At 41.5% G+C, this 26,127-nt stretch carries 24 protein-coding genes; 16 read left to right on the forward strand and 8 right to left on the reverse strand.

Annotated features, from left to right (window positions below; all coding sequences use genetic code 11):
- Positions 1 to 38 precede the first annotated feature (38 nt).
- A complete protein-coding gene (locus tag F887_RS12170) occupies positions 39 to 479 on the reverse strand; it encodes a universal stress protein (protein ID WP_004805552.1) in 441 nt (146 codons plus the stop codon).
- A gap of 249 nt (positions 480 to 728) precedes the next feature.
- Here F887_RS12170 and F887_RS12165 point away from each other — a divergent pair, with 249 nt between their 5' ends.
- On the forward strand, positions 729 to 1,019 hold the full coding sequence (locus F887_RS12165; protein ID WP_005292728.1) for a hypothetical protein: 291 nt from the start codon (positions 729 to 731) through the stop codon (positions 1,017 to 1,019).
- Between the two features lie 107 nt (positions 1,020 to 1,126).
- Positions 1,127 to 1,618 (forward strand): DUF2505 family protein, encoded by a 492-nt coding sequence (locus F887_RS12160; protein WP_005292731.1) that lies wholly within the window; start codon positions 1,127 to 1,129, stop codon positions 1,616 to 1,618.
- Between the two features lie 45 nt (positions 1,619 to 1,663).
- Here the strand turns inward: F887_RS12160 and F887_RS12155 are convergent, their stop codons facing one another.
- Positions 1,664 to 1,867: a hypothetical protein gene (locus F887_RS12155; protein ID WP_005292732.1), complete on the reverse strand. Its 204-nt coding sequence runs from the start codon at positions 1,865 to 1,867 to the stop codon at positions 1,664 to 1,666.
- A 132-nt stretch (positions 1,868 to 1,999) separates the two neighbouring features.
- Between F887_RS12155 and def the strand changes: the two genes are divergently transcribed.
- From def to F887_RS12140, 3 genes are all read left to right on the forward strand, one after another.
- Positions 2,000 to 2,482: a peptide deformylase gene (gene def, locus F887_RS12150; protein WP_005292733.1), complete on the forward strand. Its 483-nt coding sequence runs from the start codon at positions 2,000 to 2,002 to the stop codon at positions 2,480 to 2,482.
- A 149-nt stretch (positions 2,483 to 2,631) separates the two neighbouring features.
- On the forward strand, positions 2,632 to 3,909 hold the full coding sequence (locus tag F887_RS12145) for a glutaminase (RefSeq protein ID WP_005292734.1): 1,278 nt from the start codon (positions 2,632 to 2,634) through the stop codon (positions 3,907 to 3,909).
- A 105-nt stretch (positions 3,910 to 4,014) separates the two neighbouring features.
- Complete coding sequence (locus F887_RS12140; RefSeq protein ID WP_005292736.1) at positions 4,015 to 4,383, forward strand: endonuclease domain-containing protein; 369 nt, start codon at positions 4,015 to 4,017, stop codon at positions 4,381 to 4,383.
- A 92-nt stretch (positions 4,384 to 4,475) separates the two neighbouring features.
- On the opposite strand, the gene F887_RS12135 is transcribed toward F887_RS12140, so the two are convergent.
- The 3 genes from F887_RS12135 to metH form a co-directional block, all read right to left on the reverse strand.
- On the reverse strand, positions 4,476 to 5,150 hold the full coding sequence (locus F887_RS12135) for a TIGR02391 family protein (protein ID WP_005292738.1): 675 nt from the start codon (positions 5,148 to 5,150) through the stop codon (positions 4,476 to 4,478).
- 6 nt (positions 5,151 to 5,156) lie between these two features.
- The gene (locus F887_RS18770; RefSeq protein ID WP_005292742.1) at positions 5,157 to 5,306 is read right to left on the reverse strand and encodes a hypothetical protein; all 150 of its coding nucleotides are present in this window, start codon (positions 5,304 to 5,306) and stop codon (positions 5,157 to 5,159) included.
- Positions 5,307 to 5,478: 172 nt separating this feature from the next.
- Positions 5,479 to 9,165 (reverse strand): methionine synthase, encoded by a 3,687-nt coding sequence (metH, locus tag F887_RS12130; RefSeq protein WP_005292744.1) that lies wholly within the window; start codon positions 9,163 to 9,165, stop codon positions 5,479 to 5,481.
- 438 nt (positions 9,166 to 9,603) lie between these two features.
- Here metH and F887_RS12125 point away from each other — a divergent pair, with 438 nt between their 5' ends.
- Positions 9,604 to 11,235, forward strand: coding sequence for an inorganic phosphate transporter (locus F887_RS12125; protein WP_005151709.1), 1,632 nt, complete (start codon positions 9,604 to 9,606; stop codon positions 11,233 to 11,235).
- A gap of 475 nt (positions 11,236 to 11,710) precedes the next feature.
- On the opposite strand, the gene F887_RS12120 is transcribed toward F887_RS12125, so the two are convergent.
- Positions 11,711 to 12,691: a Tim44 domain-containing protein gene (locus F887_RS12120; RefSeq protein WP_005292748.1), complete on the reverse strand. Its 981-nt coding sequence runs from the start codon at positions 12,689 to 12,691 to the stop codon at positions 11,711 to 11,713.
- A 95-nt stretch (positions 12,692 to 12,786) separates the two neighbouring features.
- On the reverse strand, positions 12,787 to 14,178 hold the full coding sequence (gene radA, locus F887_RS12115; protein WP_005292750.1) for a DNA repair protein RadA: 1,392 nt from the start codon (positions 14,176 to 14,178) through the stop codon (positions 12,787 to 12,789).
- 357 nt (positions 14,179 to 14,535) lie between these two features.
- Here radA and F887_RS12110 point away from each other — a divergent pair, with 357 nt between their 5' ends.
- The 5 genes from F887_RS12110 (at position 14,536) to dapF (ending at position 20,266) form a co-directional block, all read left to right on the forward strand.
- The gene (locus F887_RS12110; RefSeq protein ID WP_005292753.1) at positions 14,536 to 16,044 is read left to right on the forward strand and encodes an alanine/glycine:cation symporter family protein; all 1,509 of its coding nucleotides are present in this window, start codon (positions 14,536 to 14,538) and stop codon (positions 16,042 to 16,044) included.
- Positions 16,045 to 16,337: 293 nt separating this feature from the next.
- Positions 16,338 to 17,750, forward strand: a complete 1,413-nt coding sequence (locus tag F887_RS12105) for an amino acid permease (RefSeq protein ID WP_005292756.1) — start codon at positions 16,338 to 16,340, stop codon at positions 17,748 to 17,750.
- 142 nt (positions 17,751 to 17,892) lie between these two features.
- Positions 17,893 to 18,132 (forward strand): LPS translocon maturation chaperone LptM, encoded by a 240-nt coding sequence (gene lptM, locus F887_RS12100; RefSeq protein ID WP_005151714.1) that lies wholly within the window; start codon positions 17,893 to 17,895, stop codon positions 18,130 to 18,132.
- A 22-nt stretch (positions 18,133 to 18,154) separates the two neighbouring features.
- On the forward strand, positions 18,155 to 19,405 hold the full coding sequence (gene lysA / locus F887_RS12095) for a diaminopimelate decarboxylase (protein ID WP_005292757.1): 1,251 nt from the start codon (positions 18,155 to 18,157) through the stop codon (positions 19,403 to 19,405).
- 6 nt (positions 19,406 to 19,411) lie between these two features.
- Positions 19,412 to 20,266: a diaminopimelate epimerase gene (gene dapF / locus F887_RS12090; RefSeq protein ID WP_005292759.1), complete on the forward strand. Its 855-nt coding sequence runs from the start codon at positions 19,412 to 19,414 to the stop codon at positions 20,264 to 20,266.
- Positions 20,267 to 20,315: 49 nt separating this feature from the next.
- Here dapF and F887_RS12085 read toward each other — a convergent pair whose 3' ends face one another.
- Positions 20,316 to 20,927, reverse strand: coding sequence for a LysE family translocator (locus tag F887_RS12085; protein WP_005292761.1), 612 nt, complete (start codon positions 20,925 to 20,927; stop codon positions 20,316 to 20,318).
- Positions 20,928 to 21,090: 163 nt separating this feature from the next.
- Here F887_RS12085 and xerA point away from each other — a divergent pair, with 163 nt between their 5' ends.
- The 5 genes from xerA (at position 21,091) to F887_RS12060 (ending at position 26,085) form a co-directional block, all read left to right on the forward strand.
- Positions 21,091 to 21,978, forward strand: coding sequence for a site-specific tyrosine recombinase/integron integrase (gene xerA / locus F887_RS12080; RefSeq protein ID WP_171067443.1), 888 nt, complete (start codon positions 21,091 to 21,093; stop codon positions 21,976 to 21,978).
- Between the two features lie 438 nt (positions 21,979 to 22,416).
- A complete protein-coding gene (locus F887_RS12075; protein ID WP_005292763.1) occupies positions 22,417 to 23,166 on the forward strand; it encodes an electron transfer flavoprotein subunit beta/FixA family protein in 750 nt (249 codons plus the stop codon).
- A gap of 17 nt (positions 23,167 to 23,183) precedes the next feature.
- A complete protein-coding gene (locus tag F887_RS12070) occupies positions 23,184 to 24,119 on the forward strand; it encodes an FAD-binding protein (RefSeq protein WP_005292765.1) in 936 nt (311 codons plus the stop codon).
- Between the two features lie 76 nt (positions 24,120 to 24,195).
- Positions 24,196 to 25,038 (forward strand): helix-turn-helix domain-containing protein, encoded by an 843-nt coding sequence (locus F887_RS12065; RefSeq protein WP_005292766.1) that lies wholly within the window; start codon positions 24,196 to 24,198, stop codon positions 25,036 to 25,038.
- A gap of 90 nt (positions 25,039 to 25,128) precedes the next feature.
- Positions 25,129 to 26,085: an MBL fold metallo-hydrolase gene (locus F887_RS12060; RefSeq protein WP_032862799.1), complete on the forward strand. Its 957-nt coding sequence runs from the start codon at positions 25,129 to 25,131 to the stop codon at positions 26,083 to 26,085.
- Positions 26,086 to 26,127: the final 42 nt, after the last annotated feature.

Genomic DNA, 26,127 nt, shown 5'->3' on the forward strand with positions numbered 1-26,127 from the left:
GTGCTGTGACACAAGGTTTTTTGAATTAAAGCAAGCGGTTATTGCTTCACAATCAGCACAGGAATATGTGATTCGGTTAAAACGGCACGGGCAACACTACCCAGCAATAAACGTTTTACCCCTGTACGCCCATGAGAACCCATGACAATCAAATCCGCACCAACCTCATCGGCAACAAAGATAATACCTTCACTGGCAACACCATGATGAATTTTGGTTGTCACTTGAATGCCATCACGTACGAAAGATTGGGCGATATCTTGAAGCTGGGTTTTGGCATGTGCTTCGGCCTGCATAAAATGATCGGTGATCGCAGGTGCGACTTGGTAAAAATCTACGCCAACAAATGGGTCAACTGCAACCACGCTGAGAATGGTCACTTTTGCCCCTGATAATTTTGCTAGGGAAAGTGCATGTTCGACTGCGGCATAGGAAATTGGAGAATCATCCACAGGGACTAAAATATTTTGATAAGACATGTTTACTCCTTATAGTTTATCGTTGTAAAAAATATAAAGCATAACAAGTTGATAACATATTGAGTCTGGTCTAGCAAATCAGCGCATCCATAAAAGCGATGATAAAACTGAAAATAATGTAGAAAAACAGTAGATTCCTCAGCAAAATAGAGAGATAAGAAAATCACTGTATTTTTGTAATTCGGCTTAAGATTAACTTTAGATCGAAGCACAAAATTTAAGCTGTATTTGACTGAATAAGGAAACTTTGTGTTATTGAGTTTAGAGGCATTTAAACAACAAAAATTTGATCAGATGGCAGCCAAAATCATGGCTGATCCAGAACATTATCTGGCGTTTGACTCGGTCTCCGATTTTTACAAAGCCGCGTGGTTAGATGAGTTTCCTCAAGGGACGACATGGTCAGCAACAGGATTGGATGATGGGGCAGAACAATTTTATGCGGTGATTGAATATGGTGATCATTATCTGTATATCAGCCGAACCGAACGCGTCACGGTCAAATTAGGTATGCGACATCATTACAATCAAAATAACTAATCCGAGCAGTCATCCATTTTTGCCTGATCAGATTTTGAGATGTAAATGAGAGTGCTATACTTTTGTACAATGATGAAATCCTAATAAAACGAAATGGACATTTAAAAATGGCACATCAATTTACGGTTAATGAAACAATTCATGGTGTTTCAATTGAGGACTTTTCAAGACTGGTGGCGGATACTTCATTGCATGAAGCAGTATGTAAACGCATTCCGGGTGAGAACTTGGAAATTATCGAGTCGAATATTAAGGGTGATATTTATACGCTACGCCGTGAATATAATCTGGATGTGAATATTCCAGAGGTGGCAAAAAAATTATTAAAGAATGCATTCCGCTTAAAACGTGCTGATGTGACGCATTTGAAAAACTTAACCTCTACAGTTGAATTGGGTGCAAACCTGCCTTTGGAAGCGAAGGGTGAGCGTAGCGTGACAGGCGATAGTGAAAAAGTGAATATCTCTTTAACCTGGACGGTTAAAGTGAAAGTGCCGTTGATTGGCGGTATGTTAGAGAAGCATGCTGAAGGTGAAATCCGTAAATTCAGCACACTTGAAATCGAGATCGTTGCAGATGAATTAAAGAAACACCTTTAATTTTTCAATAAATAAAAGACTCTCCATTTGGGGAGTTTTTTGTTTTTAGAAGCGCAGAAAATAAGGAATAACTGAGAGAATGACACCAATAATACTGATCATCGCTGTGCTATCGATAAAATAGGTAAAGAGCATCAAGACCAAGCCACAGACCAAAGGTACCGTCATTTTCTGCTTCTTTCCATATAGAAAATAGCCTAAGCCAATCGAACTAAAAATGACACCTAAAAATAGTTGGGTTGCATTCATTGTGGTTTGCCATCGTTATTTTTTTCGCGAATATATTATGACAAGATTCTTAAATGAAAATTATGGTAACGCGATAAAATATCCAATACGATGATATTCACTATTTGGTCAAAATAACGATAAGGGCGTGGGATGAGTGTAATTCTACCTGTAGCACAACGTGGTGAAGAGATTTTAAACATTAAAGCGGCTACGGTCGCGAACGGGGAATTTAACAGTGAATGGCTATTGCAATTGGCTTCTGCCATGCATGCGACCATGCTGGAACGGAATGGGGTCGGCATTGCAGCACCGCAGGTCTATATTTCAAAGCGATTAATTATTGTGGCATCTCGCCCCAATCCACGTTATCCCGATGCACCTGAAATGGATGCTGTGGTGATGGTTAATCCAGAGATTTTGGCGTTTTCTCAAGAGTCTTGTTTCGGCGAGGAGGGTTGTTTAAGTGTGCCCGATGAGCGTGGACAGGTAGAACGGGCGCAAGCAATCAAAGTACGTTATTACACTTTACAGGGTGAAGTCATTGAAACGGCTTTTGAAGGTTTTCCTGCACGGATTGTTCAGCATGAAGTCGATCATTTGGATGGGATTCTATTCGTCGAGCGAGTCGCTTAATATTTATAACTAGTGAGCACTTCGGTTTGGTTTTAGCAATGCATCGTGACTCTAAATCATTACAAAAGCTATAATTTTAATATGATTCGTACTCTGTACTATAAGACTTATGTAAATTAAAACTTGAAATATTCAAAGGCTAGATGACCATGAAAACTCCACTTCCTGATTATTTGGCACATGTGATCGATGCCTGTGATATCGATAACAGTGGGCATCTCGCTGATTATATTCCTGAGTTAGCCAATGCCAATCCGAATCGACTGGCATTGGCACTCTCCACCGTCGATGGTGAAATCTATTCCGTTGGGGATGATGAGATTGAATTCACCATTCAGTCGATGTCTAAACCCTTCACGTATGCCTATGTGCTTCAACAGCTTGGTATTGATGCGGTATTAGAAAAAGTCGGTGTTGAACCTTCTGGCGAGGCGTTTAATCAAATTTCATTGGGGAAAGATCGCCGTCCTAAAAATCCGATGATTAATTCGGGTGCCATCACCACGCATTCACTCATTCCTGTCAAAGAAGACTTATCAGGCGCAGAAATTTTACGTCGATTTATGAGTGAACTGGCAGGACGTGAACTGCAATTTGATCATGCGGTGTATGAGTCTGAGGTGAAAACGGCTTACCGCAATCTCTCGATCGGTTATATGTTGCGTACCGTAGGAATTTTGGAAACTGATCCTGTTGATATTGTGAATGGTTATATTCGTCAATGCTCTATCTTGGTGACGGTCAAAGATCTGGTGCGGATGGGCAGTGTTTTTGCCAATGGCGGGGTTGATCCTAAAACTGGAAAACGCTTATTGAATCGTGCTGTGGTACGTCAAGTTCTGAGCGTGATGATGAGCTGTGGTATGTACGATGCCGCAGGGGATTGGCTCACAACAGTAGGCATTCCTGCTAAAAGTGGCGTGGCAGGTGGAATCTTGGGCGTGTTACCTGGTCAGGTGAGCATTGCGGCTTTTTCTCCTCGACTCGATGAACATGGCAATAGTGTGCGCGGCATTGATATCTTGGAAAGACTTTCTCGTGATATGGGCTTGCATTTGATGGAAGGGACACCTTCTGCACAAACCATTGTGCAGAGTCATTATCGCACTGGAAAAGATGCTTCTTTGAGTGTTTATGTACTTCGTGGAGTCTTGAAATTTACTGAAGCGGAAATGTTGTTACGGACATTGCAATGTGAACCAGACGATAACACTAGCATCGTGATTGATTTATCCCAGATTTCCCTAATTCATGATGTCGGAAAACGCATGTTTTTGGAAGGCATAGATCGCTTGATAGATGATGGTCATACTTTACTGTTGGTTGATCCTGAGCAGCGTTTGGATAACGCGCGAACGCATAAAGATCGAGTCTTACATGTTTATCAGAATCTTGAGGATTTGATTGAGAAGCATAAAGAGTTGTAGGAGGAGAGAGCCTATATTTAGATAGTATAGGTTCTAAATAGAGTTTATGTATTGTGATAGAGACACTTGGATCAGGTTGAACGTCTGTTTTAAATGTAGGTATTGATGAAGCCTTATAATAAAAATCTAAAGCAAGCATCTCGAAATTTAAGAAGTAATATGACAGATGCTGAGCAATTGTTATGGCAAAGAATCAGACGTAAACAGATATTAGGATTGCAGTTCTATAGACAGAAGCCGATTCTAAATTTTATTGTGGACTTCTATTGTCCCGCAGCAAATTTAGTCATTGAATGTGATGGTGGGCAGCATTATACCGAAACAGGGTTGGAAGCTGATCAAAATCGTGATCATGCTTTAAGTGAATTAGGACTGATCACTTTAAGATTTACTAATCCTCAGATTTTGACTGAAATTGATGCTGTGGTAGAGCAGGTTTATTATGTAGTTCGACAAAGGTTAGAATCTCCCTAAATCCTTTTTTTCAAAGGGGGGCTTTATTGCGAATTGGATGTAGATATTGGATTCCTGATACTCCCTCCTTTTAAAAGGAGGGTTGGGGAGGATTAAGATTTTCCTTCGTATATTTTTTTAGCTTCTTCTGCTTTATCTAGTTTTCGATGAATAAGAGAAATCATTGATAAAATATCAAGAGCATCTTGTTCATTAATTTCCCATGTTATTTTTGGAGCATGCGCTGTAGTGTTTCTAAAAGTTCCAAAAACCCCTTTTAATAAATTCATGAATCCTTTTTGCTCGCTTTCATGACTTTCAGTTGTTAGATTATTTAATGCTAAATAAGGAATTTTACCTTTATATGAAAAAGCATGATCTACTAATTCTGAACCGTCAGTAGTTAAGTTAGTTTTTATTCTAATTTTTTCTGCAATACTTTTAGTTGCTTCAAATACAGCATGAAAATAATTATCGACAAGTAATTCAGCTTTGCAAAAAGTAAGGACGTCAGAATGAATTTTTCGGTCTAATAATGTTTTTCTTAAATTTTGAGCTCGTTCCTCAGCCTCAGAAAAAGTTTTTACTTTATCTGTTGCTCTAATATCACCACTTTCAGTTAGTTCGAAGCCTTCAAATGACAATACATAATTTAGTTCGGTTCTTATATTTTTAAACCATTCTTTTCTATGGATGTGTCGGGATGGGCGTAGAACATATTTAATAAATGCTAGAACATTGTTGGAACAGCGATCTTCTCTTTGCTTGATACTAAGAGCATCATACAAACGCTTCTATTTTGTAGAGTTTAATTGTGGATCTTTGATATTTGTTTCAGCCAGATATTTGGAAATTTCAGTTCCTGAAATCCCATTATTTGTATCACCTAAAATTTTACAAATACTTTCTAGGCTACCAAGATCAATATTTTTAATTATTGCCATTATTTACTTTAATTTTTAAGGATGCGTATATTCTAAGTATATGTTTTTGGAATATCAATTCAATCCCTCCCAACCTCCCTTTGAAAAAGGGAGGAGCGGTCACGCAATTTATTAGATACGTGCAAGTCCCCCTTTGAAAAAGGGGGATTTAGGGGGATTCATGATATACAGCTCAACCAATCGAATCATCTAAATTCGGTGCTAACCAACGCTTCGCTTCATCCAGTGTCCAGCCTTTACGTTTTGCATAATCCTCAAGCTGATCTTGAGAAATCTTACCCACGTTAAAGTATTCACTTTCAGGATGTGAATAATAGAAACCACTGACAGAAGATGGCGGCATCATGGCAAAGTGTTCAGTCAACTTAGTACCAATCTTCGCTTCCGAACCTAACCAATCAAATAACACTGCTTTCTCAGAATGCTCTGGGCAAGCAGGGTAACCTGGTGCAGGACGAATACCGACATACTTCTCTTTGATCAATTCTTCATTGCCCAAAGTCTCATCGGCTTTATAGCCCCAGAACTCTTTACGGATACGCTCATGCAAATGTTCGGCAAAAGCTTCGGCAAAACGATCAGCCAAAGACTGAACCAGAATCGCTGAGTAATCATCACCTTTGGCTTTATATTCATTTGCCAGTTCTTCCGCACCAAAGATTGATACAGTGAAACCACCGAGATAATCGGTATTGTCTTTAGAAGTACTAATAAAGTCCGCGAGAGATAAATTCGGTTTGCCTGTGACTTTGTCAGATTGCTGACGAATATGCTCAAAAGTATGCGTAACATTTTGACCAGATTCATCAAACACGCTCACGGTATCCGCAGCTGTACGTTGTGCAGGGTATAGACCAAATACAGCACGCGCATCAAAAAGATTATTCCCGATAATGTCTTTCAGCATCGCTTGCGCTTGGTTATACAAATCAGTTGCCGCTTCACCGACCACTTCATCTGTCAGGATTTTCGGGAATTTACCTGCCAAGCTCCAAGAAATAAAGAATGGTGTCCAGTCAAAGTACTCAACCAAGGTCGCCAATGGATAATTGGTAATGACTTGCGTGCCTAAACTATTTGGAATTGGTGGCACATAGTTATCATCCACCTTGAAACCATTTTCAATTGATTCGGCATAGCTAAGTTTGGCTGCTTTCGGTTGCTTGTTGGCTAAACGCTCACGGATCTTGGCATATTCAGCACGATGTTCTGCAATAAAGTTGCCACGCATTTCTTTCGAGAGCAGAGTAGTTGCTACACCGACCGCACGCGAGGCATCGGCCACATAAATCACCGCATCATTTTGATACTGCGGATCAATCTTCACCGCGGTATGTGCTTTCGATGTGGTTGCACCACCAATCAACAATGGGATGTTAAAGCCTTTACGTTGCATTTCTTTGGCAACAAACACCATTTCGTCCAAAGATGGAGTGATTAAACCAGATAAACCGATGATGTCACATTTTTCATCAATCGCTGTTTGCAGGATTTTTTCCGCAGGCACCATCACGCCAAGGTCAACGATGTCATAACCGTTACAACCCAACACCACACCTACGATATTTTTACCAATATCGTGTACGTCACCTTTTACGGTCGCCATCAAAACACGACCTTTAGATTGTGCATTGCCTTTTTCAGCTTCGATGTACGGGTTTAACCATGCCACGGCTTGCTTCATCACACGAGCAGATTTCACCACTTGCGGCAAGAACATTTTACCTGAGCCGAACAAGTCACCGACCACGTTCATACCATCCATCAATGCACCTTCAATCACATCAAGTGGACGTTTGGACTTTAAGCGTGCTTCTTCGGTATCTTCATCAATATACGTGGTGATACCTTTGACTAAGGCATACTCAAGACGTTTTTCAACCGACTCGTTACGCCATTCTAGATTTTCAGCTTCACGTTGTGCACCCGTATGACCACGGAATTTTTCTGCCACTTCAAGCAGTTTCTCTGTGGCATTTTGACCTGATTCACCTTGGTTCCGGTTTAGAACAACATCTTCAACGGCTTCTTTCAGTTCTTTTGGAATATCATCGTAAATCGCCATTTGACCCGCGTTCACGATCCCCATAGTCATGCCTTGTTTGATGGCATGGTAAAGGAACACAGAGTGAATCGCTTCACGCACAGGTTCATTACCGCGGAAGGAGAACGATACGTTAGAGACACCACCCGAAATCATCGCATGCGGCAAGTTCTGTTTGATCCAGCCTGTGGCTTCAATAAAATCGACGCCATAGTTATTATGTTCTTCAATCCCTGTTGCCACGGCAAACACGTTCGGGTCAAAAATAATATCTTCAGCAGGGAAGCCGACATCATTGACTAAAACATCATAAGAACGTTTACAGATTTCACGTTTACGTGCAGCGGTATCTGCTTGACCCGTTTCATCAAAGGCCATCACAATAATCGCAGCACCATACTGGCGGCATAGGCGTGCTTTTTCGACAAACTCGTCATAACCTTCTTTTAAGGAAATAGAGTTGACAACGGGCTTACCTTGTACACATTTCAAGCCTGCTTCAATGATTTCCCATTTCGATGAGTCAATCATGATCGGTACACGTGAAATATCTGGTTCAGATGCGACAAGGTTGAGGAAATGCACCATCGCATTTTGCGAATCGAGCATCCCTTCATCCATGTTGATATCGATGATCTGTGCACCTGCTTCAACTTGTTGCTGAGCCACTTCTAGAGCTTCGGCAAATTTCTCTTCACGGATGAGGCGTAGGAATTTTTTTGAACCCGTAACGTTGGTACGTTCACCGACATTCACGAATAGTGAATCATCATAAATGTTAAATGGTTCTAAGCCACTTAAACGACAGGCAGGTTTGGTTTCAGGGATTTGACGCGGCTTGATATCTTTAACTGCGTTATAAATCGCACGGATATGATCTGGCGTGGTACCACAACAACCACCCGTGATATTGATGAGACCGCTTTCGGCAAACTCTTTAATGAATTCCGCTGTTTGTTCTGGGGTTTCGTCATATTCACCAAATGCATTTGGTAAACCTGCGTTTGGATGGGCAGAAATAAAAGTATCGGCAACATCAGAAATCGTTTTAACGTGTGGACGCATCGCGTCTGCACCCAAGGCACAGTTAAAACCAATTGAGAGTAAATCACCGTGGCGAACCGAGTTCCAAAACGCTTCTGCGGTTTGACCGGTTAAGGTACGACCTGATGCATCGGTGATGGTGCCTGAAATCATCAACGGCAATTCATGACCAATTTGCTTGAAGACTTCTTTGACCGCAAAAATCGCTGCTTTACAGTTTAAGGTATCGAATACGGTTTCGATCAATAGAATGTCTGCACCACCTTCGATCAACGCATGAGTTGCTTCAATATAGTTTTCTTTGAGCTCATCAAAGCTAATATTACGGAAGGCAGGGTCATTTACATTCGGTGAAATTGAACAGGTACGTGAGGTTGGGCCAAGTACACCGGCAACAAAACGTGGTTTGTCCGGAGTTGAGTATTTGTCACATGCTGCACGCGCTAAACGAGCTGCTTCACGGTTGATCTCTGGTACGAGGTCTTCCATGTGATAGTCCGACATTGAAACACGTGTGCCGTTAAAGCTATTGGTTTCAATGATGTCAGCACCTGCATCCAAGTACGCTTCATGAATGCCCTGGATAATTTTCGGCTGTGTTAATACCAATAAGTCATTATTGCCTTTAAGGTCTGATGCCCAATCTGCAAAACGTTCCCCACGATAATCTTCTTCTTCTAATTTATGGCGTTGAATCATCGTTCCCATCGCACCATCAATAATCAGGATACGTTGGGCAAGAAGTGATTGTAGGGTGGTAAGCGTGGACATTCAGGAACCCCAGTCAATGATCAAGATAAAAAGCAGGGGCATTGTAACAGATGCAAGGTAAAAGCGCGTATTTTCAGCAAGCTTGAACAGTGATTCATCGGGTCACTTAGAAAATGTCATAAAATGTTCATGAAGTTGTCACAATTGAATTGAATAATGCTTAAAAAGAAAACATACAGTTCGAAATATGACAGTTCGATGTCACATTTCGTAGCATTTGTTGCAAAATCAGACAAACAGTTCTATCACTGTTTTTGTTTTTGTAATTTATTGTTTTTTATTAATTAAAATAAAAAACAAGGTGGATTTATTACTGAAAAATACAAAAAAATGTGATGAAAACATGAAATTTTGGCTTTATGTGACCGTCCTTTGTCATATAATTGTCATAATTTAATTAAACAATACAGGGGATTTTATTATCCTCTAACCGTCTACATGAATTCTAATCTTCCTCCTGTTTCGGATTCACCGCTTGCCAGCTCTCAGGCAAAATCGACGAATGTACATGTACCAACACCGAAATTCTTTATGCCGGTGTTTTTGACAATTATTGTTGCAACACTGATTTATATCGGTTTTCAGTTAAGTGCTGATTTGGCACATGTACCGCCTTTAAGTTTATATTCAGTTATTCTTTTATCGACGGCACTATTCATTGCTTTAGGCTTTGAGTTTGTAAATGGTTTTCACGATACGGCAAACGCTGTAGCGACGGTTATTTATACCAATGCATTACCTGCTCCAGCAGCAGTGATGTGGGCTGGCTTCTGTAACTTCCTTGGGGTTATGGTGGCGAGTGGTGCAGTTGCATATGGTATTATTGCATTACTCCCTGTAGAAATGATCATGAATGTCGGCAGCGGCGCTGGCTTTGCGATGGTTTTTGCATTATTAATCGCGGCGATTCTCTGGAATTTAGGCACGTGGTTTTTGGGGATTCCTGCTTCAAGTTCACATACCTTAATCGGTTCGATTTTGGGTGTGGGCATCATGAACCATATCTTAAACGCGTCAGCTGGTGCGACCAGTAGCGGTATTGATATGGATCAGGTGATTAAAGTTGGTAAGGCATTATTATTCTCTCCTCTGATCGGTTTTGCGTTTGCAGCAATCCTGTTCTTATTGGTGAAGAAAGTATTTAAACGCCAAATGGAGCTGTTTCAGCCACCAGAAGGCAATAAGCCACCACCACCAGTGATTCGTGCAATTCTTATTTTTACCTGTACAGGTGTAAGTTTTGCACATGGTTCAAACGATGGTCAAAAAGGCATGGGCTTAATCATGTTGATCTTGATCGGTTTAGTTCCATTGGCTTATTCATTGAACAAAAATTTAGATGCACAGCATTTACAATCATTCGAACAACTTTCTGCACAGACAGCAACCGTTTTAAACGTGAATCAAAACGAGCTGACCGATGAGAAAGCGCGTGATGTATTAACCAAATATATCCAAACCAAAGAACAAACTGCTGAGGTTGTACCTGCGCTTGCAAGTATGACGGCACATATTGGTACACGCGTTGCAGGTTACGGTGATCTCAAGTTAATCCCTGAGGCTGCTGTGAGTGAAATTCGTAATGACATGTACTTAAGCACCACAACGTTTAAGCGTTTAGATAAAGCTGAAGCTTTGCCAGAAATGGATAAAGACCAGGCCAAACTTGTGAAAGAATACCGTAGTAGTTTAGATTCATTCCTTCAGTACATTCCAAACTGGGTGAAAGTTGCGGTTGCACTTGCGCTAGGTCTGGGCACAATGGTGGGTTGGAAGCGTATCGTTGTGACTGTGGGTGAGCGTATTGGTAAGAACCATATGACTTATGGTCAGGGGATGTCTGCTGAGCTTGTCGCGATGAGTACGATTGCTGCGGCAGATGGTCTTGGTATGCCAGTTTCGACAACGCATGTTTTAAACAGTGCGGTTGCAGGTACCATGGTTGCTAATAAATCAGGTTTAAACTTCGCAACAGTTCGAACGATTCTTTCTGCGTGGATCTTTACGTTACCAGCAACGATTACCTTATCTGGTGGTCTATATTGGTTGTTCCTACAGTTTGTTTCATGATCCTGAATAATTAAACTGAAAATCAGATGTAAAGGCTTTGCTTCGGCAAAGCCTTTTTTATGTGCTTCAATTTATGTACCACCATCAGTCGAGCCTGATTTCATTGCTAAGGTTGTCGTTGTTTATGGTGTAGGGAAGCTTCAAGTTTATCTTTAACCTGCTGAAAGCGATTTTAGAAGCTTATTCAAAGTGTGTTAGTCGCTATAGAAGGGTGAGCTTGAAAGTTATTGAAATAGACTAAAGAAAATCACTTTTATTCCCCAAAAGAGGAATAGTTTTCCCATGAACTTATCCGTTAGTATCAATAGACAGATCGTGCTAGGTTGTGTTGTTTCATTATTATAATAAGTATCAAGCGTTGTTCTATTTACACTCCGCCATTCTCCGATATAGAGAGTGGCTTTTTTTAGCTTTGCTCAAAGTGAAGCCATAAAAAAGAGCTGTCGAAACAGCTCTTTTTGTTCAATCAACGCATTTAAGCTTGTTGAATACCTGCAACAACCCAATCTTGCTGTGAGCCAGCAGGCTTAACAAAATGCCAAATCTCAGCAAATGGTTGAGGCAAGCTGTTTAAGTCTTCACTCACGGTACCTGTAAAGCGGACGCTCACGACGTATTGACCATTTTCAGTAGAGCTTTCGACAACCATTGCATTGAGGTTGCTAAATTCAGCCACGTCTTGATCTTGGTTCGCCATAATATCGCTATACATTGAGTTATAAAGCTCAGGTGTTAAATAACGACGAATTTCTTCGACATTGCTCGCACTGTTCACCGATTGAATGTGGTTAAAACGTTGGCGTGCAATGCGTAAGAACGCAGCAGGCTCAGTACCATCAGGTAATTGATTGCCATTGCTCATTGATGCGCCACCAAAAGGAGCTTGTGTTGCTGCACCACCAGCTACAGACTGGCCAAAGATATTGGTATTATCAGATGTTTGGCGTGCCGCAGCTTGAGGCGGTACTTGACGGCCAAAGTTGTTTTGACCGCCATTGTTTGGTGCGTATGGATTATTGGTTGCTAATTTTTTTTTTGCGCCTAATTTGCGGAAAACAAAGAAGGCGGCAGCTGCAGCAAGAAGTACCCAAAGCCAGCTAGGAATGCCACCTTTTTCTTCCTGTTGCTGCGCTTGAGCATTGGCTTGTTGCTCAGTTGCTGTTGGATTTTGCTGCTTGTCATCTGCCAATGCGTTTGCAGCAACTGCACCTACTGCAGCACCTGCGACACCCGCAGCAACCATCGTACCTACACCTGGACCAGATTTCTGTGGTGCAGTTTGTTGTTGAGGTGCTGGAGTTGCTTGACGAGATGGCTGGTAAGATTGGCTAGATGAACTAGATCTGCTCATGCCGTGGCTTTTACCGCCACCTGCACGTTTTGCTTCCGCAAGCGGTGCAGCAACCAAAGTTGCCATTAAAAGAGCTGCCATCAAGCCACGCTGATGTACTTGCATCGAAAATTCCTATTTAAATTCAATTTGTAAATGTATTTATGCAGGTATTTCGATGGAATTTCAACTAGAAAAGTATGTTTTTTTATGTCAAGGCATCATAGCAACTCATCACTCAACTGCATAGCTTCGGTCAAGGCTTCATGTAAACGGGCAACCGCAATGATTTGCACGCCTTCAATCGATTTTTGCGGTGCATTGCCTCTCGGTAAAATTACATATTTAAAGCCATGTTTTGCCGCTTCTTTCAGGCGTTCTTGGCCATTGGGTACGGGACGAATTTCCCCAGATAAACCCACTTCGCCAAAAACCGCTAATTGTTGCGGCAGGGCTTTGCCTCTCAAGCTTGAAGCACAGGCAAGCAAAACAGCTAAGTCAGAGCCTGTTTCAGTAATCTTTAAGCCACCTACCACATTGACATAGACGTCTTGCCCTGAAGTTTGCACACCACCATGTCGATGCATCACCGCAAGCAACATATTTAAACGGTTTTGCTCCAAACCCAGTGCCACTCGACGGGGTTGCCCGTGTGCATCATCCACCAGTGCCTGAACTTCAACTAACAGTGGGCGAGTCCCTTCACGGCTAATCATTACGATTGAACCCGGAATGGCTTCATCATAGCGACTTAAGAAAATTGCCGATGGATTGGCAACCTCGCGTAGACCTTTATCGGTCATCGCAAATACACCCAATTCATTGACTGCACCAAAACGGTTCTTGACGGCACGTATCATGCGATAACGAGAGTCGGATTGACCTTCAAAATAAAGTACACAATCGACCATATGTTCTAAAACACGTGGACCTGCTAACGCACCTTCTTTGGTGACGTGACCCACAAGGAATAACGCTGTGCCACTATTTTTGGCAAATCGAGTGAGCAGGGCAGCAGACTCACGGATTTGTGAGACGCCACCAGGTGCCGATTGTAGTGTTTCGGTATATAAGGTTTGGATTGAGTCCAAAATCGCAACAGCAGGACGTTCTTGTGCCAACACTTCACAAATGCGCTCGACACAAGTTTCCGCCATAACTCTAAGTGAGTCTGTAGGTAGATCTAAACGTTGTGCACGTAAGGCGACTTGTGAAAGTGATTCCTCACCCGTCACATAAAGTGCTGAGCTTTTCTTGCTGGCCATGTGTGTTGCGGTTTGCAGCAAGATGGTTGATTTACCAATTCCCGGATCACCACCAATCAGGACCACAGAGCCTGTGACCAAGCCACCACCCAATACACGATCAAACTCACTGATGCCTGTTTGCAGACGGGTTTCATGTGAGACCGAGATTTGATTGAGCGTGGTGATGTTGGCTACTTGTCCAGCATAACCACCGCCCATTTTGGGTTGGCCGCGATGGGTCACCACGGGTTCGACACGGACTTCCAGCAAACTATTCCATTCGCCGCACTCAGAACATTGCCCAGCCCATTTGGGATGATCTGCACCACATTGTTCACATCTGTAAACGGATTTAATTTTTGCCATAAGATAAAATTGAAAACTTTCTTAAAATTAGATAAAAAAGAGTCAGGACGAAAATTTTTTAACAATGCTGATCGTTCTTTACAAGGATAAAACAAGACGACAGTACGATTTCGTCACTGGTTGGTTAAAGGGAAGTGCTCAGGAAAATAACATGATATACAACTTTTACAAGTTATAGACAGTGTGTTTTTAGCATTCGTTTTTTTGTTCAATTCACTTTTTCCATGGATGGTTTGCAGGTATTCGCTTATTTATTGTCATGACATCATGATCGAATGGCATAGATATTGCTCATGCTCAAACGAATAAAAATTTAGCAATCGCTACATTTAAAAATATATAACAAGGTTGATGTCTATGAGTGCAGCAGAAATTGTGAATTGGGTAAATAGTATCATCTGGAGTAAGGGACTGATCTATTTATGCCTAGGCGCAGGTTTATTTTTTTCGATTTTAACTCGATTTGTACAGGTTCGCCAAATTAAGGAAATGGCAAAACTGTTGATTAATGGTTCATCTTCAGCGCAAGGGATTTCATCATTCCAAGCGCTATCTGTTTCCCTATCAGGGCGTGTTGGTGTAGGTAATATTGCTGGTGTTGCGGCAGCAATTGGCTTCGGTGGCCCAGGTGCTGTGTTTTGGATGTGGCTGGTTGCATTTCTTGGTGCAAGTACTGCTTATGTCGAATCAACACTCGGTCAAATCTATAAAGTGGAGTATCAGGGTGAATATCGTGGTGGTCCTGCATTCTATTTCGATCGTGGCTTGGGACAGCGTTGGTTAGGGATTCTATTTGCGATTGCAGCGATTATCTCGTGTGGCTTATTTTTACCAGGTATTCAAGCCAATGCTGTTGGCAATGCTTTTACCCAAATTACAGGTGAAGGGGCCATTGTCTTTGGTAATGTGGGTACCTATAAATTATTAGCACTTGTTATTATTGTTTGCTTATTGGCGATCATCATTTTTGGTGGCATCAAACGTATTGCTCGATTTGCAGAGTTGGTCGTGCCATTTATGGCCTTGGGTTATATCTTGATGGCTCTCATTATTGTTGGAATGAATATCCAAGAGCTACCTGGTGTAATCAAACTAATTTTTGCAGATGCTTTTTCTCCAATGGCTGGTTTAGGTGCGGCAATTGGTTGGGGGGTAAAACGTGGTGTTTATTCCAATGAGGCAGGTCAGGGTACTGGACCACATGCGGCAGCGGCGGCTGAGGTTCAACATCCAGCGCAGCAAGGGTTTGTGCAAGCCTTCTCGATTTATGTAGATACGTTGTTCGTCTGTTCTGCAACGGCATTTATGATTTTAATTACGGGGATGTACAACGTACAAGGTACGTTGGAGGCAGGACAGTTTATTGTTCAAAATGTGGCCACGACAACAGAGATTGGTTCACCTGCATTTACGCAAATGGCTGTTAGTACTGTGTTTGGTGGCTTTGGTCAAATCTTTGTGGCTTTAGCTGTGTTCTTCTTTGCCTTTACAACAATTGTGGCCTATTACTATATTGCGGAAACCAATATTACTTATCTCAGCTATATCACTAAAACACCATCACTATTGTTCATCACCAAATGCTTCATTATGCTTTCTGTGGCTTATGGTGTCGTAAGCGCAACGGGTTATATTTGGGGAATTGGTGATATCGGTGTTGGGTTAATGGCTTGGATCAATATTATTGGCATTATCGTCACTTATTTTATTTGGAAACCGACTATTAAAGCTTTACGTGACTATGAAGAACAACAAAAAGCAGGCGTTAAGGAGTTTACATTTGACCCAATCAAATTGGGTATCCGTAATGCAACTTTTTGGGAGGAGCGTCTCAAAAACAAACAGAAGCAATCTTCTAATGATTGAATTATAAATCAATATTTTCTCCAATAGAAAAAGAGTGGCTTCAATCGCCACTCTTTTATTTTAAAGTGCCTTTTTATGACTGACGTGTTGCCCTCATAAGTTCATTGTATTGTTTTAACCTTGTGCGTATGATCGAATTCGATTGTATTTCACTTGAAAAAAATACAGGTAAAACATTTCTTAGCGAAAGCAAGCCAACTCATGGATAACGAGAAAAGATACTAAAAATGGTACGAATCGTTGTTAGGCGTTGTTGTCGCTAATGAACTAAAACACTGGAGAGTTTTTGTAAAATGTCGAATCAAAATCTGAGTGAGGCTGCTGAACAAAGCGGACTTCACCGTAGTCTATCTAATCGACATCTACAGTTGATTGCGATTGGCGGTGCCATTGGAACAGGGTTGTTCATGGGATCTGGTAAAACCATTAGTTTAGCTGGACCATCAATTCTATTTATTTACATGACCATTGGTTTGATGGTGTTCTTCGTAATGCGCGCATTAGGGGAATTATTACTATCAAACTTGAACTATAAATCTTTTATCGATTTATCGACGGATTTAATTGGCCCTTGGGCGGGTTATTTTGTGGGTTGGACCTACTGGCTCTGCTGGGTCACCATCGGTATCGCAGATTTATCCGCCATTATTTATTATCTCGAATTCTTTAATGGTGGTGAATCCTTCAGTGCGGCTGGTGGTTTACTGATTAGTACCGTAGCTATTCTATTCGTACTTGGTTTGAACTTGGTCACCGTAAAGCTGTTTGGTGAAATGGAGTTCTGGTTTGCAATGGTGAAGATCACGGCGATTATTGTCTTGATTGCTGTTGGTTTATGGATGATCTTTACTGGATTTACCAGCACTACAGGTACCGTTGCTAGTGTGTCTAACTTATGGACACATGGTGGTATGTTCCCTAAAGGCTTAGATGGTTTCTTGGCCGGTTTCCAGATTGCGATTTTCGCCTTTGTTGGTGTGGAATTGGTGGGTACAACTGCTGCTGAAACACAAGATCCAAAACGCAATTTACCAAAAGCGATTAACTCGATTCCAATTCGTATCATTATTTTCTATGTATTGGCATTATTCGTGGTGATGTGTGTGACGCCTTGGGATCAAATTAATCCTAAAGTAAGTCCATTCGTCAATATCTTCTCGCAAGCGGGGATTGCATCTGCTGCGATCATTATGAACTTGGTGGTGTTGTCTTCGGTCATGTCATCAATGAACAGCGGTGTCTTCTCGACCAGTCGTATGTTGTTTGGTTTATCTGGAGATAATCAAGCACCGAAACTATTCGGAAAACTGTCTAAATCTGCGGTACCTGCAAAAGCATTGATTTTCTCGTCTATCTGTATCTTTATTGGTGCATTTGTACAGTTTGTTTATAAATTACAAACGGGTACCAATGACGAAGTTACCGCGTTTACTTTAGCAACGACCTTATCAACGATTCTGTTTATCTGTGTATGGATCATTATTATGTGGAGTTATATTAACTACCGCAAAAATCGTCCTGAACTACATGCACAGTCTACATTTAAATTGCCTGGCGGCGTGTTTACATGTTGGATTGTGATTTTATTCTTCCTTGCAACAATTTACTTCCTAGCGTTGGATGAAACGACTTTAGAATCATTAAAAGTCAGTCCAATCTGGTTCGTGATTTTGGCCATTGGTTATTTCTTCTATAAGAAAAAGTAAGCTTTTAGCCAATGAATGATGAAAACGTCGACTTTAAGGTCGGCGTTTTTTATGCTTAATTGTTTTATTCATTGAAGTTTAGACTTTAGCCAATCTGATGATCACGCTATACTGCTCCGAATTGTAAAAGTTAGGTGCTCAGATGCTTAAAGTCATTTGTTCAATCAGTTTATTGCTCAGCAGTGTGGTTTTAACTGCATGTGGTCAGTCAGGTGCATTGCAATTGCCATCTGATCCAAACTACGACAACCGTGCAAAATATCTGCTTTATAAAAATGAAGCATCTCAGGCGAAAGCATCGTCAGCAAGCAAAGCAGATGATGTAAAAATGGAAAGCCCAGCGACGTCTTCAACGACTCAATCACAGACCATCTCACCTTAAGTTTGTAAATAAGGACATCTTCATGAGTTTCACTCGCATTAATGGAGTATTGCATGCTGAGCAATGTTCACTGGATCAGCTCGCACAGCAATACGGCACGCCTTTGTATGTTTATTCAAAAGCAACTTTTGAAAAGCATTACTTGGATATGCACCGTGCTTTTGATTTTATTGATCATCAAATCTGTTATGCAGTGAAGTCAAACTCAAATTTGGCTGTTTTGAATGTATTGGCTAAAGTAGGCGCAGGCTTTGACATCGTGACCGGTGGAGAGTTAGCACGTGTATTGGCGGCAGGGGGTGATCCTGCAAAAATCGTATTCTCTGGTTTGGGCAAATCTGAAGCAGATATTGAAAAAGCCTTAGATGTTGGGATTGCATGCTTCAATGTCGAGTCACATGCCGAGCTAGATCGCATTCAAAAAGTTGCAGCGAAATTAGGCAAAAAAGCACCGATTTCTTTGCGTGTAAACCCAGATGTTGATGCAAAAACGCATCCTTATATCTCGACTGGTTTGAAAGAAAATAAGTTTGGTATTCCAAGCGATACCGTTGATGAAACTTATCAATATGCAGCTTCATTGCCAAATCTTGAGATTGTTGGGATTGATTGTCATATTGGTTCGCAGTTGACTGAAACCAAACCATTTGTCGATGCACTTGATCGTGTCATTTTGATGATTGAGCAATTGAAAAACTTAGGTATCAACCTCAAACATATTGATATCGGTGGTGGTTTAGGTGTGCGTTATAAAGATGAAACGCCACCGAGTGTTGAAGAATATGCCGATGCGATGCGTCCCGCTTTAGAGAAACTTGGTTTGAAAGTCTATATGGAACCAGGGCGTAGTATTTCGGCGAATGCAGGCGCATTATTAACCAAAGTTGATCTATTAAAACCAACCAATCACCGCAACTTTGCCATTATTGATGCAGCGATGAATGATTTAATTCGTCCCGCTTTATATGAAGCTTGGATGGATATTCAATCGGTGAACCCGAATGCTGATGTTGACGTGAAAACTTGGGATTTGGTCGGTGCCATCTGCGAAACAGGTGATTTCTTGGGTAAAGAGCGTGACTTGGCCCTTCAGGAAAATGATGTGTTGGCAGTACTCGGTGCAGGTGCATACGGTTTTGTGATGAGCTCTAACTACAATACCCGTGGCCGAGCTGCTGAAGTTATGGTCAGTGGTGATCAAGCCTATTTAATTCGTGAACGTGAAACCATAGAATCACTTTGGGAAAAAGAGCGTTTGTTGCCTGAGGAGTAAATTGAGATGTATTTAGAATTTACCAAAATGCATGGTTTGGGCAATGATTTTATGGTCGTTGACCTCGTGACCCAGCGAGCTTATTTAGATACAGTGACGATTCAGCGGTTAGCTGATCGTCATTTCGGTGTGGGCTTTGATCAACTACTGATCGTTGAACCACCTGATTTGCCAGATGTTGATTTTAAATATCGAATCTTTAATGCTGACGGCTCAGAAGTAGAGCAGTGTGGTAATGGCGTGCGTTGTTTCGCTCGCTTTGTACATGAGCGTCAACTCACGACCAAAACCAAGATTCGTGTGCAAACCAAAGCAGGTATCGTTGAGCCTGAATTGGGTGCCAATGGTTGGGTGCGCGTCAATATGGGGCAACCGAAGTTTCTTCCAGAAGAAATTCCGTTTGTGACTCAAGAGCATGAAGATATTGAAGGCTTATATGGATTGGCACTAGCTGACAATCAAAGCATTAATATTGATGTGGTGAACATGGGAAATCCGCATGCGGTCACCATTGTTCCTGATGTATTGACTGCGGATGTTGAGCGTATAGGACCACAAGTGGAATCACATGCACGTTTTCCTGCACGTGTGAATGCAGGATTTATGCAAATCATCGATGAAAAGCATATCCGTTTACGTGTGTTCGAACGTGGTGTAGGGGAAACTCTAGCGTGCGGTACAGGTGCTTGTGCAGCCGCTGTCAGTGGCATGCGTCAGGGTTTGTTAGCCAATGAAGTTGAAGTTCAACTTGCAGGTGGTAAGTTACATATCGCTTGGCGTGAAGGTGATGTGGTCTGGATGACAGGTCCAACCACGCATGTTTATGATGCCCGTTTGGATTTAAGATATTTCCAAGGTTAATGATCTAAGATTTAAAAAAGCGCGTTTTAATTAACGCGCTTTTTATTATTTATCGTTTGCTGAATGCCAGTTTCAATGCAAACAGGATAAAAATACTGCCTGTAATCCGATCCATATATTTAATGAATTTTGGTCGTTTTAAATAGCCAGAAATGGACTGCATCGCGGTGATCAGGAAAATGGACCAGATAAAGCCAATCAGCACATGAATCATCACCAAACCCATGGTCCAAATGACTGGTGAGGAAGACTGTGGGATAAATTGCGGTAAAAATGAGATATAAAAAATGCCGACTTTCGGATTGAGTAAATTACCCCAGAAGCCCTTAATAAACCAGTTCTGCGTTGCAGTCGTTCCATTGATATTTGCAAGTTGGGTACGTGGTTTTAAAAGCAGATTTAAACCTAACCATGTCAGATAAATTGCGCCCATCCACTTTAAGGCATTGAAAGCAAGGTCGGAGGTCATCAATAAAGCCCCTAAACCGCAGGCCACAATCACACCCCAGACGATACAGCCCAAATTAATACCCAATGCAGCTTGGAATGCTTTCGCTTTGCCTTCTAATGTCGCTGTACGAATGATAAGCGTGGTATCAAGGCCAGGCGTAAGTGTCAGCAGGGTAATGGCGATCAGATAAGGAATAAGGGTTGTGAACATGATAAGAGCGGCTATTGCGTACTGATATAAGAATTGTAGTACAGCAATAGATCTGCTTCGAGACTTGTTTAGCTTGATTTGGAAAAAAATTTGTTAGACTGTAGCTGTTAATTCCTGCATAACTTTGGAGAGCGATTTGGAAAGCCCAGAAAAACTGCTGTCCATGTGGTTAAAAGAACGAATGATTCAAAATCAATCTGAACATACGATTGCGGCCTATCAACGTGATTTAACCGATTTCTTTCAGTTTTGCGAATATAAACAATTACAGCTACAAGATATTGAAGCATCTGATTTGAGGGAATATCTGGCGACACGCGTTGAACGAGATCAATTAAGTTCCAGTAGCTTGCAGCGTCATTTGACTTCAATTCGTCAATTTATGAAGTGGGCAGAACAAGGCCAATATCTAGAACAGAATCCATCTGAAGATTTTAAATTAAAACGTCAGCCACGACCTTTACCAGGGATGATTGACATTGAAACTGTACATCAAATCTTAGATCAAATTGCTCCTGAAAAGCCGCTTGAACAACAGCTATGGTTACGTGATAAAGCCATGCTTGAATTGTTATATTCAAGTGGTTTACGTTTGGCTGAATTGCAGGGTTTAACGGTTAAAGATATTGATTTTAATCGACAGCTGCTACGTATTACTGGTAAAGGTAACAAAACTCGGATCGTTCCATTCGGAACCAAAGCCAAAGACAGTCTAGTGGAGTGGCTGAAAATCTATCGGATTTGGCAAGGGGGTTTTAATGCTGAGTCAGCAGTTTTTATTTCGCAACGGGGCAATGCCTTAACACCTCGACAGATTGAAAATCGAGTCAAACTACAGGCGCAACGCGCAGGCGTGAATGTCGACCTGCATCCACATTTATTACGCCATTGTTTTGCCAGCCACATGCTTTCAGCCAGTGGTGATTTACGGTCTGTGCAGGAGATGCTGGGGCACAGTAATCTATCGACCACTCAAATTTATACCCATGTTGACTTTGAGCAACTGGCCAAAGTTTATGATCAAACGCATCCGCGCGCGCAAAAAAGCTAAATCTTGATATATTATGTTGCAAATTTGAGCGTTTAATCATCGATGACTTTTCCACTTTATTCGCAATATCTGTTGAATTGTTGTTCTTACTTAATTGCCACATTTTTGCAAAACCTGAAAGCCGTCAGTTTTTACTCGAAATGATCCGTTACAGTGCACGTAGGCAAGATCGAAAAAGCCTGTTTTAGATCGTTGAATTTTATAAAATATTAAAAAAATCAAAGTTTAATATCTATTATTCTTGTTAACTAAATTTATAAAATGGATAACTATTTTCAATATGTGAACTGAGCGTTTCATCTTTTTTATAGCTGTAGCGGAAATTGTGACTTGACCGAAATGCCAAATACATTGCAAGATAGGGCACCTAAAAAGTTTCGATCGAAGAGTTAGAATGCTCTTCATTACATTTACTTGCTTAGAACAGCCGAGGATTACATGAAGGCTCTTGTCGCTGTAAAACGTGTGGTTGATGCCAACGTTAAAGTTCGTGTTAAGCCGGACAATAGTGGGGTTGACCTTACCAACGTTAAGATGTCAATCAACCCATTTTGTGAAATCGCAGTGGAAGAAGCGGTTCGCTTAAAAGAAAAAGGAACAGTTTCTGAAATCGTTGTTGTTTCAGTGGGTTCTAAAGACGCTCAAGAACAAATTCGTTCTGCAATGGCTTTAGGTGCTGACCGCGGTATTTTAGTTGAAACTGCTGATGAAGTTGGCGCTTTAGAAGTTGCTAAAATCTTGAAAGGCGTTGTTGATGCTGAAAAACCAGAACTTATTCTTCTTGGTAAACAAGCAATTGATGATGACTCTAACCAAGTAGGTCAAATGCTTGGTGCTTTACTTGGTGCAGGTCAAGGTACTTTTGCATCTGAAGTTAAAGTTGATGGCGGTAAAGTTCAAGTAACTCGTGAAGTGGATGGCGGTTTGCAAACTGTTGAGCTTGTACTACCAGCAATCATCACGACTGACTTACGTTTGAATGAGCCACGTTATGCTGCTCTTCCAAACATCATGAAAGCACGTAAAAAGCCACTTGATACTAAATCACCTGCTGATTATGGCGTTGCAACGGGTACTAAACTTAAAACAATTAAAGTTGAAGCACCTGCTGAACGTAAAGCTGGCGTACAAGTGAAGTCTGTAGACGAGCTTGTTGAAAAATTGAAAAACGAAGCGAAAGTGATCTAATACAGAAGGATAAAATCATGAGTATTTTAGTTATCGCTGATCACAACAACCAGACACTTAACGGTGCAACTTTAAACGTTGTTGCGGCAGCTCAAAAAATCGGTGGTGATATTACTGTATTAGTTGCTGGTTCTGGCGCTCAAGCAGTTGCAGACGCTGCTGCTAAAGTTGCTGGTGTAAGCAAAGTATTACTTGCTGACAATGCTGCTTATGCAAACCAATTGGCTGAAAACGTTGCTGGCTTAGTTGCTGACATCGCAAAAGGCGGATACAAATACGTATTAGCTGCTTCTACAACGACGGGTAAGAACATTCTTCCACGCGTTGCTGCACTTCTTGATGTAAGCATGATTTCAGACATTATTGCTGTTGAATCTGCGAATACCTTCAAGCGCCCAATTTATGCAGGTAATGCAATCGCGACTGTTCAATCTGATGAAGCAATCATCGTTGGTACAATTCGTGGTACAGCATTTGATGCTGTTGCTGCTGAAGGCGGTTCGGCTGCGGTTGAAGCGGTTGCAGAAGCGAAAGATGCTGGCATCTCTACGTTTGTAAGCGAAGAAATCGTGAAACTTGATCGTCCAGAGTTAACTGCTGCACGTATCGTTGTTTCTGGTGGTCGTGGTGTTGGTTCTGGTGAGAACTACCACAAAGTACTTGATCCATTAGCGGATAAGCTTGGTGCTGCTCAAGGTGCTTCACGTGCTGCGGTAGATGCTGGCTTCGTACCAAACGACTTCCAAGTAGGTCAAACAGGTAAAATCGTTGCTCCAGATCTTTACATGGCGATTGGTATCTCAGGTGCGATTCAGCACTTGGCAGGTATGAAAGATTCTAAAGTTATTGTTGCAATCAACAAAGACGAAGAAGCGCCAATCAACAGTGTTGCTGACTACTGGTTAGTTGGTGATTTGAATACTGTTGTTCCAGAATTGGTTAGCAAGCTGTAATTTACAGCCTGCTACTTATTCTAAAAAAGCCCTTGTGCTATAAATTGCACAAGGGCTTTTTTTATTTTTCATGATTATGAATATTGATTCTTCTGCTTCCATTGACGCTGATCATTTGCATGGTTCACTTGTGAAATTGGCACGTGCAGATATGGCGCGGGATTATTTGTGTATTCGGGCGAAAAATCAGCATGGCCTGTCAAATATTCAAGTGAATCAACTGCACATGGGGATTATTCTACATGGGCAGCAGCAGTTGAATGTTTATCACCACCAGATTGATCTCAATGTCGGTGATCTTTTTATCATCAAGCCAGATACCATTGCGGATACGGTCCATATCCCAGATCCAAACACAGGGGAATATTTGACGATTCTGGTACCAATGTGTGAAGAAGTGATTCATGCAGCACAAATGATTTGGGCCAAGCCAATTACCGATAAAACAGCAGCAATCTTACGATTTTCAATCCATGACTTTGCTGCCCATCTTCTGGAGTGGCAAACAGCGCTACTTGAACAGGACTTCGTAAAAGCGCGCTTATCTATTGCCGCGATACTGGTACAGTTATGTCAACAGCACTGTGCAGATGTCCTGATTCTCCCCCCACCAAAATTATCGAAACAAATTTATCAGTGGGTTATCGATGATCCGCAGCATCAATGGCAATCCAGTGAAATTGAAATGCGTTTGGGTTTGAGCAGTGCCACACTACGTCGTAAACTGAGTCATGAGCAGACTTCCTTGCGAGAGATCATTACCCATGCGCGGCTTGCTTATGCATTGGAGTTGTTGTACTCAAACAAGCTACCGATGAAAACGATTGCAGCAAAATCAGGTTATCAATCTACAGCAACGTTTCGTGAACGGTTTATGCAGCGCTATCAAGTCGATCCTGCCGTTTTATCTTTGGACTGATTCAGAATGAGCGATTCACATAGATGATTGAGCGATTTTTATCACTAAAAATAGTTAGATTTAAATCAACCAAATATCAAGCTGATGAGTATGAAATTATTAAAACCTATCCTGATCGCACTACTGTTTAGTGCTGGTACAACATATGCTGAATCACAACCAAAGCGACAACAGGTCGATGGATATTTTTTACAGTCCGTTGGGAATCTGAAAGTCACGGCTTTATTTGATGGTGAACTGGGGCTGCCGCGCAGTGATTTGTTAGGTATCTCGTCAAAGAAAGCCAATCAGCTATTCGAAGAGAATTTTGTACCTGTCGATGAACACAATCAGATTGTGACCGATTTTTCAGCCTATCTGGTGCAAACACCAACACAAAATATTTTAATTGATGCAGGCACGGCAAAATGTTTTGGCCCAAGCTTGGGCCATGTCCCTGAAAATTTGAAAAAGGCGGGGGTACAACCAGAGCAAATTGATACCATTTTAATTACCCATGCGCATCCTGATCATTTATGTGGAATTACGCTGGATGGGAAAATGGTTTATCCAAATGCCAAAGTCTACTTGGCCAAAGAGGATGTGGATTACTGGACATCAGCCAAGAATGAAGCAAAAGCCACTAATTTCTTTAAACCTTTATTTAAAATGACCCGTGATGCATTGAAGCCTTATCAACAGGCAGGGCGGTTGGTTGCTTTTACCACAGCTTCGTTTAAAGTCCCGAATGTTGAATTGATCAGTACCCATGGTCATACCGAAGGTCATTCATCTTATTTGGTTGACGGACAGAATGGACAAAAGTTTCTGGGTCTAGGGGATGTGGTGCATTATACAGCTGTGCAATTTCCCTATCCTGAAGCTAGTTATAAACCTGATACCAATTCTCAAGGTGCAATCGCTGTCCGTAAAAATATTTTTGAGCAAGCTTACCTGCATCAATGGTGGATTGGTGCCGCGCATGTCGCTTTTCCTGGAATTGGTCATATTGGTAAAAAAAACCAAACTTACCAGTGGATTGCTACACAATATCGTCCACAAAAGTGAATATTGTGGATTTTTAATTGCTGGGAAGAAGGAAGGGAATTC

This window comes from Acinetobacter sp. NIPH 2100, from assembly GCF_000369805.1.
Lineage (GTDB): Bacteria > Pseudomonadota > Gammaproteobacteria > Pseudomonadales > Moraxellaceae > Acinetobacter.